This window comes from Streptomyces sp. NPDC002853 (assembly GCF_053591915.1).
In genome coordinates, this window is record NZ_JBSFUS010000001.1 from 592,623 (window position 1) to 608,178 (window position 15,556).

The window sequence follows — 15,556 nt, forward strand, 5'->3', positions numbered from 1 at the left end:
ACGCCCCCTTTGCCATCCGTGTGCGGTGGGTGCGTCGCCGACTACCAGGAGGAACGGGCCCATCGGACACGCAGACACCCTGATAGCCATGGGCGGCGCCTTTCTCGCCGCCGCCGTGCTCGCCCGCGTGGGCGGCCGCATCGGACTCCCCACCATTCCGCTCTTCATCCTGGCCGGGATCCTCCTCGGCCCGCACACGCCCGGCGTGGTCCTGCTCTCCGACCCGCACGACCTGGAGATGCTCTCGGCTCTCGGCCTGGTGCTCCTGCTCTTCTACCTGGGCCTCGAGTTCCACATGGACGACCTCAAGACGGGCGGCCGCAAGATGGCCCTCGCCGGCGGGACGTACCTCGCGCTGAACGTCGGCGCGGGCCTCGGCTTCGGATTCGCCCTCGGCTGGGGCACCTCCGAGGCTCTGGTCCTCGCCGGGGTGCTCGGCATCTCGTCGTCCGCGATCGTCACCAAGGTGCTCGTCGACACCGGACGGCTCGGCAATCCGGAGACGAAGCCGATCCTCGGCATCATCGTCGTCGAGGACATCTTCCTGGCGCTCTACCTGGCGGCCCTTCAGCCCGTCCTGTCCGGCGCCGACAGCCTCGCGGCGGCCGTCATGGACGGCGGCAAGGCATTCGGGTTCCTGCTGCTTCTCGCCCTCGTGGCGCGCTTCGGCACGAAGGTCGTCGGGCGGCTCATGGACACCCGGGACGACGAACTGCTCGTCATCTCCTTCCTCGGGGCCGCGGTCTTCGTCGCCGGGGTCTCGGAGTGGTTCGGGGTCGCGGACGCGATCGGCGCGTTCATGGTCGGTCTGATGGTGGGCAGCACGGCGTCCGGCGAGCGCGTCCGCAAGCTGGTGCACCCGCTGCGGGACGCGTTCGGGGCGATCTTCTTCTTCGGCTTCGGCCTCTCCATCGACCCGGGCGACCTGCCCACGGTGCTGTGGCCGGTGCTCGCCGCCGTGGCCGTGACGCTCCTGATGAACGTCCTCGCGGGACTCGGCGCGGCGCGCATCTACGGCTTCGGGGCGGGCCCCGCGGCGAACATCTCCACCACCCTGCTGGCCCGCGGCGAGTTCGCCCTGATCCTGGCGACCATGGCGGCCACCGCGGGCCTCGACGAACGGCTCTCCCCGTTCATCGCGGGGTACGTGCTGCTGCTCGCGGTGCTCGGACCGCTGGCCGCGGGACGCTCGAAGTGGCTGGCCCGCATCCTGCCGGGCGGGCGCGATCCCGTACGGGAGCCGGAACCCGAGCTGTCAGGTGTTCGCTGACGGCTCCCGGCAGATCAGCAGCAGCGCCCGGTCGTCGTTGACGTCCTTCGCGACCGCCTCGATCAGGTGCCACGCGGCGCCGTGGAAGCCGCCCGCCACATAGCGGTCGGCTTCCCCGGTGAGGCGGTCGATGCCCTCGCTGATGTCCCGGTCGGAGGTCTCGACGAGGCCGTCCGTGAACAGCATCAGGACGTCGCCGGGGCGCAGGGAGCCCTTCACCGGGTCGAACTGCGCCCCGTCGTACACCCCGAGGAGCGGCCCCTCGGCGGCCTTCTGCTCCCAGCGGCCACTGCCCGCGCTGAGCTGGAGGCCCGGCGGGTGGCCCGCCGTGAAGAGTTCGTAGTCGCCGCTCTCCAGGTCGAGGACCAGGTGGATGGAGGTCGCGAAGCCCTCGTCCCAGTCCTGGCGCAGGAGGTAGCCGTTGGCCGCGGTCAGGAAGGCGTGCGGCGGCAGCGAGCCGAGCAGGCCGCCGAAGGCACCCGACAGGAGCAGGGCGCGGGAGCCCGCGTCCATGCCCTTGCCGGAGACATCGGTGAGGACGACCTCCAGGGTGCGGCCGCCGTTCGTGCGGGCCGCGACCACGAAGTCCCCGGAGAAGGACTGGCCGCCCGCGGGCCGCAGGGCCATCTCGCGGTGCCAGCCGCGGGGCAGCTTCGGCAACTTGCTCTGTACGCGGATACGTTCACGCAGGTCAAAGAGCATCGTGCCGCCGCCGCGCCACGGCACGCCGACCCTGCTGCGGAACTGCGCGATGATCAGCCCGAAGAAGCCGCAGGCCGCGACGACGAGGACCACTCCGGGCGTGACCCGCGAGCTCCCTTGCGTGTACGGGCCGAGCTGGACGGACTCCACGATGAGCGCGGCGGCGGCCGTCGCGTACAGGCCGAGCAGGCTGGAGGGCCGGAGCAGCAGGCCGCCGGCCACGATGGGCAGGACGAGCGCGGCGGGCGCGCACCAGACGGGGTTGACGATGGTGCAGAAGGTGATCACCGGGATGGTGACGAGCAGGCCCGCGAGCGCGATCCAGTCCGAACCGTCGCCCCGGAAGTAGTCCACCCCGGATTTGCGCAGCCCTATGCGCACCCGGTGGATCCGCTTGTTCATCCGGGCTGTAAACGTCTCGGCTTCCGCTCGACTGCCTTCCATTGCTCCCGGACCCTATCCACCGGGCCAGGCACTTCGCACGGGAGGTGCCGGTTGTCCCCCGTCAGGGGCACGCCGTCAGCCCGCGTAAATCCTGTCGCTCCGCCCGCTTCTCCCTGGTAGGCATGGCATATGACGACGGAATTGCGGGAGTTGCGGCAGGAAGACTGGGACGAGTACTACGGCACGCTGGAGCTCGCCTTCGGTGGCGTGGCCGAGGCCAGGGAGGAGCACGAGCTCTGGAACGCCCTGACCGAATTCGACCGTTTCTTCGGCACCTGGGAGGGCGGGACCTGCGTCGGCACGACGGGAGCGTTCAGTTTCCGCCTCTCCGTGCCGGGCGGTTCCCTGGTGGACGCGGCCGGAGTGACGATGGTCAGCGTCGCGGCGACGCACCGGCGGCGGGGCATCCTGACATCGATGATGCGGCGCCAGCTCGACGACGTGCGCGCGAAGGGCGAGTGCCTCGCGGTGCTCACCGCCTCCGAGCCCGTCATCTACGGACGGTTCGGGTACGGCGCGGCGACGTTCGGGACGAAGGCCGAGATCGACACGGCACGCGTGAGCCTGTCGGTGCCGGCCGGTACGGATGACGTACGCCTTCGGTACGCCAAGCCCGCCGACGTCCACGAGGCGTGCGAGGAGCTGTACGCGCGACGGGTGAGCGAGCGGCCGGGAATGCTGGCCAGGCAGCCCGGCTGGGAGCGGCTCGGGCTGCTCGACCCGGAGAGCGAGCGGCAGGGCTCGTCACCGCTGCAGTGCGTGGTCGCCGAGCGCGACGGGGAGCTCGTCGGGTACGCGCGCTTCCACGTGAAGCCCGAGTGGGACGCGGCAGGACCCAACGGCACGGTCCGGCTGCGCGATCTGGAGGCCGAGGACCCCGCTGCGTACGCGGCGCTGTGGCGATTCCTCTTCGGCATCGACCTGACGTCGACGATCGACGCGCACAGCCGCCCGACGGACGACGCGGTCTTCCAGCTCGTCTCGGACGTGCGGCGCTGCCGGATGCAGGTGAAGGACTCGCTCCACGTACGTCTGGTGGAGGTGGGAGCCGCCCTCGCGTCGCGCACCTACCGGACGCCGGTGAACCTGGTGCTCGACGTGGAGGACGCCTTCTGCCCCTGGAACGCGGGGCGTTGGCGGCTCACCGGCGACCTGAAGGACGCGACCTGCGAGCGCACGGACGACGACGCCGATCTCGCCCTGTCCGTACGGGACTTGGGCTCCGCCTACCTCGGCGGCGTGTCCCTGACGTCACTGGCGGCAGCGGGCCGCGTACGGGAACTGCGGCCGGGCGCACTGGCCGAGGCGACGACGGCCTTCGGCTCGGACGTCGCGCCGTGGCTGCCGCACGGGTTCTAGCCGGGGGCCCCGGACGGCCCCGGCAGCGCCACCTTGGGCTTGCGGGTGGCCAGGTACAGGGCGATCAGCCAACCGAGGACGGAGACGCCGAACACGAGGTTGACGACCAGGACGAGCCAGCGGTTGTCGATCCCCCGGTTGAAGGCGATGAGGGACGGCAGGAGGAAGACCACCAGGCCGAGCAGCGCGAACAGAGTGGCGCCCAGCAGGCCGATGCCGCCGAACATGGTCAGCCGCCCTTTCGCCGGGATCGGCGGGGCCGCTGGCACTTGGGGCACCAGAAGAGATTGCGGGCGGCGAGATCGGCGGTGCGGATCTCGCCGCCACAGATGTGGCAGGGCATCGTGGCCCTGCGGTACACGTACACCTCGCCGCCGTGGTCGTCCACGCGCGGCGGGCGGCCCATCGCCTCCGGCGTGTGTTCGGGCCTGACGGTGTCGATGCGGTTGAGGCGTACGCCCTCGCGCATCAGGGCGACCAGGTCCTCCCACATCGCCGTCCACAGGGCGGGGCCGATGTCCTTGCCCGGGGTGTACGGGTCGACGCCGTGCCGGAAGAGGACCTCGGCGCGGTAGACGTTGCCGACGCCCGCGATGACCTTCTGGTCCATGAGGAGCGCGGCGATGGTGGTGCGGCTGCGGGCGATGCGGGCGTAGGCCTCGCCGGGGTCGTCCGCTTCCCGGAGGGGGTCGGGGCCGAGGCGGGCGTGTATCGCCTGCTTCTCCTGGTCCGTGATGAGCGCGCAGGTGGTGGGGCCGCGGAGGTCTACGTATGCGTCCTCGGTGGCGATGCGGAGGCGGACGGTGTCCGTGGGCGGGTTCGCGGCGGCCGCGGTGCCGAAGTTCACCTTGCCGAAGAGGCCGAGGTGGATGTGGACCCAGCCGGTGTCCGCGAAGCCCAGGAAGAGGTGCTTGCCGTGGGCCTCGGCGGTGTCCATCTCCTGACCGTTCAGGAGGGCGGCGCTGTCGGAGAACTTGCCTTGAGGGCTGGTCACGCGGAGAGGGCCGCGGTCCTGGAAGCGTTCCCGGTGGTCGGCTGCCAGCCGGTGAATGGTGTGCCCCTCCGGCACGGGGACCTCCTGGGGTCGGTGAGGACAGGGATTCTTCCCCAACCCCGCCCCTTCCCGAAAACCGTGCCTGCGCCCCGGACCTGCCTGGGGCTCCGCCCCAGACCCCGTGCAAGATGTCCTCAATCGCCGGACGGGCTGAATTTTCAGCCCGTCCGGCGATTGAGGACGAACTCGGCGGAGCCGGTGATCGACGGTGCGGTGGGGCGGCGGGGCCTAGCCCTGCGGGTGATGTGCCGGGATCGCGGGCAGCTCGCCCGTGGTCTCGTAAGCCGAGAGCATGTCGATCCGGCGGGTGTGGCGCTCCTCACCCGAGTACGGCGTCGACAGGAAGATCTCGACGAACTTCGTCGCCTCCTCCTGCGTGTGCATCCGGCCGCCGATCGACACCACGTTCGCGTCGTTGTGCTCGCGGCCGAGCGCGGCCGTCTGCTCGCTCCAGGCGAGGGCGGCCCGCACCCCCTTCACCTTGTTCGCGGCGATCTGCTCCCCGTTGCCGGAGCCCCCGATCACGATGCCGAGCGACTGGGGGTCCGCCGCCGTCTTCTCCGCGGCGCGGAGGCAGAAGGGGGGGTAGTCGTCCTGGGCGTCATAGATGTGGGGCCCGCAGTCGACGGGCTCATGGCCGTGGCTCTTGAGCCACTCGACCAGGTGGTTCTTCAGTTCGTAGCCGGCATGATCCGAGCCGAGGTACACGCGCATGCGTCTGAGTGTGGCACGTCGCGAGGCGGGTAGCGGCGTCCGGGGGCCGGACCGCGGCCACCCTGGTCTGGGCCTTTGGCCCACAAGGTCTGAGCCATCGGGCCGGAATACAACGATCCGGAGTCGGGTCTTCCGTCACGTTCACCCCTGAGTTTGAATGCGGGGGCTCGTGACCCGAGAACTTAAGGATTCGTCCATGACCTCGCAACCCTCCCTTGCGAAGGCAGACCGCAACCCCATCGAACCTGGGGAATCGCAGTCTGGAGACACCGGTGACGGCCTGCAGGCCGGGCTGAAGAACCGCCACCTCTCCATGATCGCCATCGGTGGCGTCATCGGAGCCGGTCTCTTCGTCGGCTCCAGCTCCGGCATCGCCGCCGCGGGGCCCGCCATCCTCGTCTCGTACGCCCTCGTCGGCACGATGGTCGTCCTGGTGATGCGGATGCTCGGCGAGATGGCCGCCGCACGGCCCACCTCCGGCTCCTTCTCCACCTACGCGGACCAGGCGCTCGGCCGCTGGGCCGGTTTCTCCATCGGCTGGCTGTACTGGTTCTTCTGGGTCGTGGTGCTCGCCGTCGAGGCGACCGCCGGTGCCGTCATCCTCAACGGGTGGATACCGGCCGTCCCGCAGTGGGGCTGGGCGCTCATCGTGATGGTGGTGCTCACCGCGACGAACCTCGTCTCGGTCGGCTCCTACGGTGAGTTCGAGTTCTGGTTCGCCGGGATCAAGGTCGTCGCCATCGGCGGCTTCGTGATCATCGGTCTGCTCGCCGTCTTCGGCGTGCTGCCCGGCTCCGACAACCCGGGCGCCGGATTCGCGCACCTCACCGACGCCGGCGGATTCATGCCGCAGGGCGCGGGCGCCATCCTCACGGGTGTGCTCATGGTCGTCTTCTCGTTCATGGGCTCCGAGATCGTCACGCTGGCCGCCGGTGAGTCCGAGGACCCGCAGCGCGCCGTCACCAAGGCCACCAACAGCGTCATCTGGCGTATCGGTGTCTTCTACCTGGGCTCGATCTTCGTCGTCATCACGCTGCTGCCGTGGAACGACAAGTCGATCGTCAAGGACGGTTCGTACGTTGCCGCGCTGAACTCGATCGGCATCCCGCACGCCGGTCAGGTCATGAACGTCATCGTCCTGACGGCCGTGCTCTCCTGCCTCAACTCCGGCCTCTACACCGCTTCCCGCATGGCCTTCTCGCTCGGCCAGCGCGGTGACGCGCCCAAGGCCTTCGCGCGCACCAACGCGCGCGGTGTGCCGATGGCCGCGATCCTCGGGTCGGTCGTCTTCGGCTTCGTCGCCGTCTGGTTCAACTACCAGTGGAAGGACACCGTCTTCGACTTCCTGCTGAACTCCTCGGGCGCGGTGGCCCTGTTCGTCTGGCTGATGATCGCCTTCACGCAGCTGCGGATGCGCGGGATCATCCTGCGCGAGCAGCCGGAGAAGCTCGTCGTGAAGATGTGGCTCTTCCCGTACCTGACCTGGGTCACGATCGCGATGATCTCGTTCGTGCTCGTCTACATGCTGACCGACGAGACCGGGCGCAAGCAGGTGCTGCTCTCGCTGCTCGCCGCGGCGTTCGTGGTGGCGTTCTCCCTCGTCCGGGAGAAGGTGCGGCCCCGCGCCGAGGTCGAGACCGACACCAGCACGGCCGACGCCGGCGTCGACGCCTAGCCGGTCCCGTCCGACGGTGGCGCGGTCGACGTACCCGCCACCGTCGGCACAGGCGTGCTCGGGCCCGGCGTGCCGCCGCCGGGATCGCGCGCGGTGAGGAACATGACGGCCGCCACGGCGGCCGCGACAAGGAGCACCACGGCAGTCAGCACGTGCGGCCGCCAGTCGGTCCGGGGGCGACCGTCCGCCTGACGCGGTGACGGCACGGGCGCCGCGAGCACCGCCCGCAGGGCCGCCTCCGTCTCGTCGAGGCCCGGCCTGCGCTCCGGCTCCTTGGCCAGCAGCGCCGACAGAAGCGGACGTAACCCGCTCGATTCCGGCGGCAGTTCGGGCGCATCGTGCAGGACCGCGACCAGTGTGGTCAGGGCCGAGGCGCGGGCGAACGGTGAGCTGCCGCGCAGCGCCGTGCAGAGCGTCGCCCCCAGGGACCAGAGGTCCGACGGCGGCCCCTGCGCGGCGCCGGAGACCCGCTCGGGCGCCATGTACTCGGGCGAGCCCACCAGCAGGCCCGTCTGGGTGAGACGGCCGGTGTCCTGGAGCGCCGCGATGCCGAAGTCGGTGAGGACGACCCGGTCGGCGGGTCCCCCGGGGCCGAGCAGGACGTTCTCCGGCTTGATGTCGCGGTGTACGACACCCGCCGCGTGCACCTTCCGCAGCGCCGCCACCAGGGCCAGGCCCACGCGCGCCGCCGCGTGCTCGTCCAGGGGCCCCTCCTCGTCGACATACCGGGCGAGCGAGCGCGCGTCGACCAGTTCCATGACGATCCAGAGGCGTCCGTCCTCCTCGGCGACGTCATGGACGCGTACGACACCGGGGTGGTCGATGCGCGCGATGGCCCGCGCCTCGCGCAGCGCGCGTTCCCTGCGGACCCGGGCGTCCGGCGCGTCGGGGCCCTCGAAGGCCCCGTCGACCCGCATCTCCTTCACCGCCACCCGGCGGTCGAGGAGCTCGTCGGCCGCCCGCCACACGCGGCCCATGCCGCCCTGGCCGATGACGTCGAGCAGGCGGTAGCGGCCCGCCACCACGTGAAGATCCGGCATGGGTGCCCACCCCCAAGTCCCCTTTCATGACAGCACAGTTCGCACGAATTTCCGAAGGCACGGAAAGGCTTCGGGGAAGGGTCAGAAAAAAGTTGACGGCGGATGTCAGGTTTTCCGGGGAGGCTCTGTCGCGTCAGCAGCCCTTCTTGGAGGATCACCGTGGACTTCACCGCTCAGCGACTCGTGTTCCGGCCCGGCGACGACGGGTACGACGAGGAGATCGCCGGGTTCCAGACCGGCTTCACGCAGCGCCCCGCGATCGTGTTCGGGGCCGGGAGCGCCGATGACGTCGTCGCCGCCGTGTCGTACGCCGCGCAGGCGGGACTGCCCGTCGGGGTCCAGGCCACCGGTCACGGGCTGCCGGGGGCGTCGGAGGGCGGCGTACTGATCAGCACCCGGCGGATGGACTCCGTCCGGATCGATGCCGGCGCGCGCACGGCCACCATCGGCGCGGGTGTCCGGTGGGGCCAGGTCGTCGAGGCCGCGGCGGTGCACGGGCTCGCGCCGCTGAACGGATCGGCACCGGCCGTGGGCGCCGTCTCCTACACGCTGGGCGGTGGACTCGGCATCCTGGCGCGGGAGTTCGGGTACGCGGCCGACCACGTCCGGTGGCTCGACCTCGTCACTGCGGACGGCACCCTGCGCCACGTCACGGCGGAGAGCGAGCCCGACCTCTTCTGGGGGCTGCTCGGCGGCGGCGCGAACCTCGGGGTGGTGACGGCCCTGGAGATCGGGCTCGTGCCGGTGGCGCGGCTGTACGGCGGGGCGATCGAGTTCGACGGCCGCGCGGTGGATCCGGGTCACGTGCTGCGGGCGTACGAGGCGTGGACGCGGACGGTGCCCGACGAGCTGACCTCGTCGGTGGCGGCCCTCGTCTATCCGGACATCCCGCAGCTGCCGCCCCGTCTGCGGGGCCGCTATCTCGTCACGGTGCGCGTCGCGTACACCGGCTCCGAGGCCGCGGGCGAGCGGCTCGTGGCGCCGCTGCGGGAGATCGGACCCACGGTGTCGGACTCGCTGCGGGAGATGCCGTACACCGACAGCCACACCATCCACAGCGACCCCGACTTCCCGCACTCCTACCACGGGGACAGCGTGGTGGTGCGGGAGCTTGACCTGGCGGCGGCGCAAGAGCTGCTCGCGCTGACCGGTCCGGCCGCCGAGACGATGCACGTCGTGCAGATCAACCAGCTGGGCGGGGCCCTCGCGAAGCCCGCGGGCAACGCGGTGCCCCACCGGGACGCGGGGTGGCTGGTGCGGGTGCTCTCGCCGCTGGAGGGCACGGACCTCGACGCGGTGCGGTCCGTGCAGGCGCGGGCGTTCGGGCCGTTCGCGGGCGAGGGGCGGCTTCTCAACTTCGCGTTCGCCGCCGGGGACCGGGCGGATGGCCTGTACGACGCGGAAACGCGGAAGAGGCTCGCCGGGTTGAAGGCCACGTACGACCCGGCGAACCTCTTCAGGCGGAACTACGGCGTGGGGAACGCCGGTTGAACTGGTTGAGCTAGCGGTCGAGCAGCTTCCACGCCGTGGGCAGCGCGCCCATCGCGAGCGCGGCCTTGAGGGCGTCGCCGATCAGGAAGGGCGTGAGCCCGGCGGCGACGGCCTGGGTCAGCGACATGCCGGTCGCGGCGGCGAGGTACGGGACGCCGACCGCGTAGATGATCGCCGAACCGAGCACCATCGTGCCCGCGGTACGCAGGACGGAGCGGTCGCCGCCGCGGCGCGCGAGGGCGCCGACCACGGTGGCGGCGAGCAGCATGCCGAGGACGTAGCCGAGGGACGGTGCGGCGACGCCGGAGCCCGCCTCCGCGAACCACGGCATGCCCGCCATGCCCACCAGGGCGTACAGGGCGAGGGAGAGGAAACCGCGGCGGGCGCCGAGGGCGGTGCCGACGAGGAGGGCGGCGAAGGTCTGTCCCGTCACCGGTACGGGGGAGCCCGGCACGGGCACCGCGATCTGGGCCGCGATGCCGGTGAGGGCGGCGCCGCCGAGGACGAACGCCGCGTCCTTCGCGCGGGACGCGGGCAGCAGGTCCGCGAGGACCTGGCCGGGACGGGAAGAGACGGCGGCGATGCTCATCGGGACTCCGCGGGTTCTGGGACGGGCAGGTGGGACCCCGCGACGCTATCTCAGGCGGGGGCGCGTGACACCGGCGGTGAGCGACAAGGCACCGGGTGCCCCGGTGGTGGGCTTTGCACAAAGCGACCGGTGTACCCCTGTGGAGGGCGTGATGCGCGTCACTGAGGTGGGGGCCATCGGGGGCCGTTTTGCGCGGGGGGCTCCTGCCCGGGGAGACTGTAGGTTCCCGCCAAAGCCTTTGTGAGCCCGAGAGCAGCCTGAGCACCATGCGCGACGCACCCCCGCCCACGACGGCAACGGAACCCGAGCCTCTCGGCGGTGGTCTCAAGCAGCGGCATCTGACGATGCTCGGGCTCGGCGGCGTCATCGGGGCCGGGCTCTTCGTCGGCTCGGGGGCCGGGATCGCCGTGGCCGGGCCCGGGATCATCGTCTCGTATCTCATCGCCGGAGCGCTCGCGATGTGCGTGATGCGGATGCTCGGCGAGATGTCGGCCGCGATGCCCGCGTCCGGGTCCTTCTCCGTGCACGCCGAGCGTGCGCTCGGCCGCTGGGCGGGGTTCAGCGTCGGGTGGCTCTACTGGTTCCTGCTCGTGGTCGTGCTCGCCGTGGAGGCGACCGGCGCCGCGCAGATCGCCAACGGCTGGGCGCCGGGTGTGCCGCAGTGGGCCTGGGTGCTGATCTTCATGCTGGTGTTCACGGCGGCCAACCTGGCCGCGGTGAAGAACTTCGGCGAGTTCGAGTTCTGGTTCGCCGCGCTGAAGGTCTTCGCGATCGTCGCGTTCCTGGTGCTCGGCCTTCTCGCGGTCTTCGGGGTACTGCCCGACACCGATCCCGCCGGTCTCACCAACCTCACCGGGCAGGGCGGTTTTCTGCCCAACGGCTGGGAGGGCGTGACGTCCGGCGTGCTCGCCGTCGTCTTCGCCTTCGGCGGCCTGGAGGTCGTGACGATCGCGGCCGCCGAGTCCGACGACCCGGTGCGCTCGGTGTCGCGCGCCGTGCGCAGCGCCGTCTACCGCATCCTCTTCTTCTACGTCGGCTCGATGCTCGTCATCGTGACGGTGCTGCCGTGGACGGCCCAGAAGGGCGGCGTCAGCCCGTATGTCACGGTGCTCGACTCGATCGGGGTGCCGTCCGCCGGCACGATCATGAACATCGTGGTGTTCGTGGCGCTGCTCTCGGCCTTGAACGCCAACCTCTACGGCTCGTCCCGGATGGTCTTCTCGCTCGCCGAGCGCGGCGAGGCACCCAAAGCCCTGCTGAAGGTGTCGGGCGGCGGGGTGCCGCGCCGGGCGGTGCTCGCCTCGGTGGCCTTCGGCTTCGTCTCCGTCGTGCTCAATCTGAAGTGGCCCGACTCGGTCTTCCTCTACATGCTCAACTCGGTCGGCGCCGTGCTCCTTTTCGTGTGGGCGCTGATCGCGGTCTCGCAGCTGCGGCTGCGCCGCCGCATCGAGCGCGAGGCGCCGGAGCGGCTCGTCCTGCGGATGTGGGCGTTCCCTTACCTGACCTGGGCGGCGCTCGCGGCGATGGCGGCCGTGCTCGGCCTGATGCTGACCGACGACACGGCGCGGCCGCAGCTGCTGTGGTCGGCGGGTGCGACGGGCCTCGTCCTCGCGGTCGCCGGGCTACGGGAGTGGCGTGAGGCGCGCTTGAAACGTGCGTGAACATCCCGTGTCCATACCTTCACAAAGTGTGAGCGTCGTGTCCGTATAGCGGTCAGGTGTTCCCTGTCAGCGGTACCGGACTTCAGACTGTGGGCCGCTCTCTCCCCCGTCTCAGCTACTGAACAGGGCACGCCCATGTCTCGGACGTCCACCCCCCAGGACGCATCGCCCGGCGCATCACCCGACGAGGCGCCCAAGGTCGATTCACCGCTCGTGCACGGCCTCAAGCAGCGCCACCTCTCCATGATCGCCCTCGGTGGTGTCATCGGAGCGGGCCTGTTCGTGGGCTCCGGAGCAGGCATCGCCGCGGCGGGACCTTCGATCGTCCTCGCCTACGCGATATCCGGCGCGCTCGTCATGCTCGTGATGCGGATGCTCGGCGAGATGTCGGCGGCGAACCCGGCGTCCGGCTCCTTCTCGGTGCACGCCGAGCGGGCGATCGGCCCGTGGGCGGGCTTCACCGCGGGCTGGGGCTTCTGGTTCCTGCTCTGCGTCGCGGTCGGCCTCGAGGGCATCGGCGCCGCGAAGATCATGGTGGGCTGGTTCCCCGACAGCCCCGAGTGGGCCTGGGTCGCCCTCTTCATGCTGGTGTTCTGCGGGGCCAACCTGACGGCCGTGAAGAACTTCGGCGAGTTCGAGTTCTGGTTCGCCGCCCTCAAGGTCGGCGCGATCGCGCTCTTCCTCGGCATCGGCGTCCTGGCGATCCTCGGCATCCTGCCCGGCTCGGACGTCTCCGCCCCCGGCACGGCCAACCTCACCGGTGAGGGCGGGTTCATGCCGAACGGCACGGACGGCCTGATCATCGGCCTCCTCGCGTCCGTCTTCGCGTACGGCGGTCTGGAGACCGTCACGATCGCGGCCGCGGAGTCCGAGAAGCCGGTCCAGAGCGTCGCCAAGGCCGTGCGCACGGCGATGTGGCGCATCGCCCTGTTCTACGTCGGCTCGATGCTCGTCGTCGTCACGCTGCTCCCCTGGGACAACAAGGAGGTCGTGGCGAAGGGCCCGTACGTCGCCACCCTCGACCACCTGGGCATCCCCGGCGCCGGCCAGATCATGAACGTCATCGTCCTGATCGCCCTGCTCTCCGCGATGAACGCCAACATCTACGGCGCCTCGCGCATGTCGTACTCCCTGATCGCGCGCGGCCAGGGCCCCAAGGTGCTCGGCCGCGTCCACAGCGGCGTCCCGCGCCTGGCGGTGCTCGCCTCCTCGGTCTTCGGCTTCGTCTGCGTGCTGCTCAGCTACTGGCGCCCGGACGACGTCTTCCCGTGGCTCCTGAACATGATCGGCGCGATGATCCTGGTCGTCTGGATCTTCATCGCCGTCTCGCAGCTGATCCTGCGCCGCAGGACGGAGCGCGAGGAGCCGCAGAAGCTGGTCGTGAAGATGTGGGCGTACCCGTTCCTGACGTGGATCGCCCTGGCCGCGATGGCGTACATCTTCTATCTGATGACGGAACAGCCCGACACCCGCAAGCAGCTCCTGGCCACGGGAACGCTGACGCTGGTGCTCGCGGTGATCGGCTTCGTGCGGCAGAAGACGGCGGAGAAGCGGGCGGCGGTCGCCGCCGAGTAGCGACACCTGCGTACGAGAGGGCCCCGGGTCGACGGACTCGGGGCCCTTTCGCGTTCGTCCGGCCTCCCCGGCTTCCTTTGAGCCCCCCGGCCTCCGGTCCTAGGTCGAAGGGCTGATCAACTCCGGGGCGCTCCTGCTGCTAGCCTGCACTTGCATATAGGTTGCAATAAGCGTTGCACTACAGCAGAGCAGCAGTCGGAGGGCTCGGACATGGCCATTTACACGCTTCCTGAACTTCCGTACGACTACGCGGCGCTCGAGCCGGTCATCAACCCCCAGATCGTCGAGCTGCATCACGACAAGCACCACGCGGCGTACGTGAAGGGCGCGAACGACACCCTTGAGCAGCTGGAGGAGGCGCGCGACAAGGAGACGTGGGGCGCCATCAACGGGCTGGAGAAGAACCTGGCCTTCCACCTCTCCGGCCACATCCTGCACAGCATTTACTGGCACAACATGAACAGCCCGAAGGACGGTGGCGGCGGCGAGCCGCTGGCCGCCGACGGTGTCGGTGACCTCGCGGACGCGATCACCGAGTCCTTCGGCTCCTTCGCCAAGTTCAAGGCCCAGCTGACCAAGGCCGCGGCGACCACGCAGGGTTCGGGCTGGGGCGTGCTCGCCTACGAGCCGCTCAGCAACCGCCTCATCGTCGAGCAGGTCTACGACCACCAGGGCAACGTCGGCCAGGGCTCGACGCCGATCCTGGTCTTCGACGCCTGGGAGCACGCCTTCTACCTTCAGTACAAGAACCAGAAGGTGGACTTCATCGACGCCATGTGGGCCGTCGTCAACTGGCAGGACGTGAGCAAGCGTTACGCCGCCGCGAAGCAGCGCGTGAACAGTCTGCTGCTCGCCCCCTGAGAACGTCCTGCCTCGTGATCGTCTTCTCAACCTTCACCGAAGCAGGCGGATAGACGGAAGACCCCCGTGAGGACATGACTCACGGGGGTCTTTCGGTATGCGGGGTTCCGGGGGACGGTAAGGCCATGTCAGATCCCTGGCGGCGCTGCCTGAACTGTGGCGACAGCCACCAAAACTTCCAGAAGCCCACGGGCGACGCACTGGACGTCGTCGTCGCCCGGGTGGGCCCCGCCGACGCCGGCAAATACTGGCGGTGCGGCCGCCAGGGCTGCCTGCGGGTACAGAACTACTGGGCCTACCGGGACGGCTTCGACCTTCCCCCGTCCTTCGGCTAGCTCAGTCGAAGATCGGGCCCTGCGTACGCGTCCGCTTGATCTCGTAGAAGCCCGGCGTGGACGCGACCAGGAGCGTGCCGTCCCAGAGCCTGGCGGCGGCCTCGCCCTTGGGGGCGGGGGTCACGACGGGGCCGAAGAAGGCGACCTGCTCGCCGTCCGCGCCGGGGACGGCGATGACGGGCGTGCCCACGTCCTGGCCGACCTTGTCGATGCCCTCCTGGTGGGAGGCGCGCAGCTCGGCGTCGAACTCGTCCGAGTCCGCGTAGGCCGCGAGGTCCTCGGGCAGGCCGACGTCCTTGAGCGCGGCGGCGACCGCCTCGCGGGTCGGGCCCTCGCCCTGGTTGTGGAAGCGGGTGCCGAGGGCGGTGTAGAGCTTGCCGGTGTACTCGTCGCCGTGCTTCTGCTGGGCGGCGATGACCACGCGGACCGGGCCCCAGGCCTTGTTCTCCAGCATGTCGCGGTACTCATCGGGCAGCTCGTCGAGCCTGTCCTCGTTCAGCACGGCGAGGCTCATGACATGCCAGCGGACCTCGACATCGCGGACCTTCTCCACCTCGAGCATCCAGCGCGAGGTCATCCAGGCCCACGGGCACAGCGGGTCGAACCAGAAGTCGACGGGGGTCTTGGTCGTGCCGGGCTTGCCGTTCTCGGACATGTCTCTCCCTGGGGAATGCGTGCGCGCTTGGCCAGGGGAACGTCAGTGATCTACCCGGGCATTCCCCGATACCGCCCGCTGAGGGCACATGCGAGGATCGTAGACATTCGTACAGGTCGTGCGATCCACGA

15 protein-coding genes are annotated in these 15,556 nt (G+C 70.2%); 8 read left to right on the top strand and 7 right to left on the bottom strand.

Features of this window, described 5'->3' with window-relative positions:
* The first annotated feature begins 88 nt into the window (after positions 1–88).
* A complete protein-coding gene (locus ACWD02_RS02650) occupies positions 89–1,270 on the top strand; it encodes a cation:proton antiporter (RefSeq protein WP_451203673.1) in 1,182 nt (393 codons plus the stop codon).
* On the opposite strand, the gene ACWD02_RS02655 is transcribed toward ACWD02_RS02650, so the two are convergent.
* Positions 1,256–2,416, bottom strand: a complete 1,161-nt coding sequence (locus tag ACWD02_RS02655; RefSeq protein ID WP_451203675.1) for a PP2C family protein-serine/threonine phosphatase — start codon at positions 2,414–2,416, stop codon at positions 1,256–1,258. The two genes, ACWD02_RS02650 and ACWD02_RS02655, sit on opposite strands and share 15 nt — an antisense overlap.
* A 129-nt stretch (positions 2,417–2,545) precedes the next feature.
* On the opposite strand from ACWD02_RS02655, the gene ACWD02_RS02660 reads away from it, so the two are divergent.
* Positions 2,546–3,775 carry a GNAT family N-acetyltransferase gene (locus ACWD02_RS02660; protein ID WP_451203677.1) on the top strand — a complete coding sequence of 410 codons (1,230 nt, stop codon included), beginning with the start codon at positions 2,546–2,548 and terminating at the stop codon, positions 3,773–3,775.
* Here the strand turns inward: ACWD02_RS02660 and ACWD02_RS02665 are convergent.
* The 3 genes from ACWD02_RS02665 to ACWD02_RS02675 all read right to left on the bottom strand — a co-directional run bounded on the left by ACWD02_RS02665 (position 3,772) and on the right by ACWD02_RS02675 (position 5,543).
* Positions 3,772–4,002: a superinfection immunity protein gene (locus ACWD02_RS02665; protein ID WP_451203679.1), complete on the bottom strand. Its 231-nt coding sequence runs from the start codon at positions 4,000–4,002 to the stop codon at positions 3,772–3,774. The two genes, ACWD02_RS02660 and ACWD02_RS02665, sit on opposite strands and share 4 nt — an antisense overlap.
* Positions 4,003–4,004: 2 nt before the next feature.
* Positions 4,005–4,844: an Fpg/Nei family DNA glycosylase gene (locus tag ACWD02_RS02670; protein WP_451203681.1), complete on the bottom strand. Its 840-nt coding sequence runs from the start codon at positions 4,842–4,844 to the stop codon at positions 4,005–4,007.
* A gap of 213 nt (positions 4,845–5,057) precedes the next feature.
* On the bottom strand, positions 5,058–5,543 hold the full coding sequence (locus tag ACWD02_RS02675) for a ribose-5-phosphate isomerase (protein WP_451203683.1): 486 nt from the start codon (positions 5,541–5,543) through the stop codon (positions 5,058–5,060).
* A gap of 196 nt (positions 5,544–5,739) precedes the next feature.
* Between ACWD02_RS02675 and ACWD02_RS02680 the strand changes: the two genes are divergently transcribed.
* A complete protein-coding gene (locus ACWD02_RS02680) occupies positions 5,740–7,218 on the top strand; it encodes an amino acid permease (protein ID WP_451203685.1) in 1,479 nt (492 codons plus the stop codon).
* Here ACWD02_RS02680 and ACWD02_RS02685 read toward each other — a convergent pair.
* The gene (locus ACWD02_RS02685; protein ID WP_451203687.1) at positions 7,215–8,258 is read right to left on the bottom strand and encodes a serine/threonine-protein kinase; all 1,044 of its coding nucleotides are present in this window, start codon (positions 8,256–8,258) and stop codon (positions 7,215–7,217) included. The genes ACWD02_RS02680 and ACWD02_RS02685 overlap by 4 nt on opposite strands.
* 159 nt (positions 8,259–8,417) lie before the next feature.
* On the opposite strand from ACWD02_RS02685, the gene ACWD02_RS02690 reads away from it, so the two are divergent.
* A complete protein-coding gene (locus tag ACWD02_RS02690; RefSeq protein WP_451203689.1) occupies positions 8,418–9,749 on the top strand; it encodes an FAD-binding oxidoreductase in 1,332 nt (443 codons plus the stop codon).
* 10 nt (positions 9,750–9,759) lie between these two features.
* Here the strand turns inward: ACWD02_RS02690 and ACWD02_RS02695 are convergent, their stop codons facing one another.
* The gene (locus ACWD02_RS02695; RefSeq protein WP_451203691.1) at positions 9,760–10,338 is read right to left on the bottom strand and encodes a biotin transporter BioY; all 579 of its coding nucleotides are present in this window, start codon (positions 10,336–10,338) and stop codon (positions 9,760–9,762) included.
* Between the two features lie 266 nt (positions 10,339–10,604).
* Between ACWD02_RS02695 and ACWD02_RS02700 the strand changes: the two genes are divergently transcribed.
* From ACWD02_RS02700 to ACWD02_RS02715, 4 genes are all read left to right on the top strand, one after another.
* Positions 10,605–11,999 (top strand): amino acid permease, encoded by a 1,395-nt coding sequence (locus ACWD02_RS02700; RefSeq protein ID WP_451203693.1) that lies wholly within the window; start codon positions 10,605–10,607, stop codon positions 11,997–11,999.
* 135 nt (positions 12,000–12,134) lie between these two features.
* The gene (locus ACWD02_RS02705; protein WP_451203695.1) at positions 12,135–13,574 is read left to right on the top strand and encodes an amino acid permease; all 1,440 of its coding nucleotides are present in this window, start codon (positions 12,135–12,137) and stop codon (positions 13,572–13,574) included.
* A 210-nt stretch (positions 13,575–13,784) separates the two neighbouring features.
* Positions 13,785–14,435, top strand: a complete 651-nt coding sequence (locus ACWD02_RS02710) for a superoxide dismutase (RefSeq protein WP_363211215.1) — start codon at positions 13,785–13,787, stop codon at positions 14,433–14,435.
* Between the two features lie 125 nt (positions 14,436–14,560).
* On the top strand, positions 14,561–14,770 hold the full coding sequence (locus ACWD02_RS02715) for a hypothetical protein (protein WP_451203697.1): 210 nt from the start codon (positions 14,561–14,563) through the stop codon (positions 14,768–14,770).
* Position 14,771: 1 nt separating this feature from the next.
* On the opposite strand, the gene ACWD02_RS02720 is transcribed toward ACWD02_RS02715, so the two are convergent.
* Complete coding sequence (locus ACWD02_RS02720) at positions 14,772–15,425, bottom strand: mycothiol-dependent nitroreductase Rv2466c family protein (protein ID WP_451203699.1); 654 nt, start codon at positions 15,423–15,425, stop codon at positions 14,772–14,774.
* Positions 15,426–15,556: the final 131 nt, after the last annotated feature.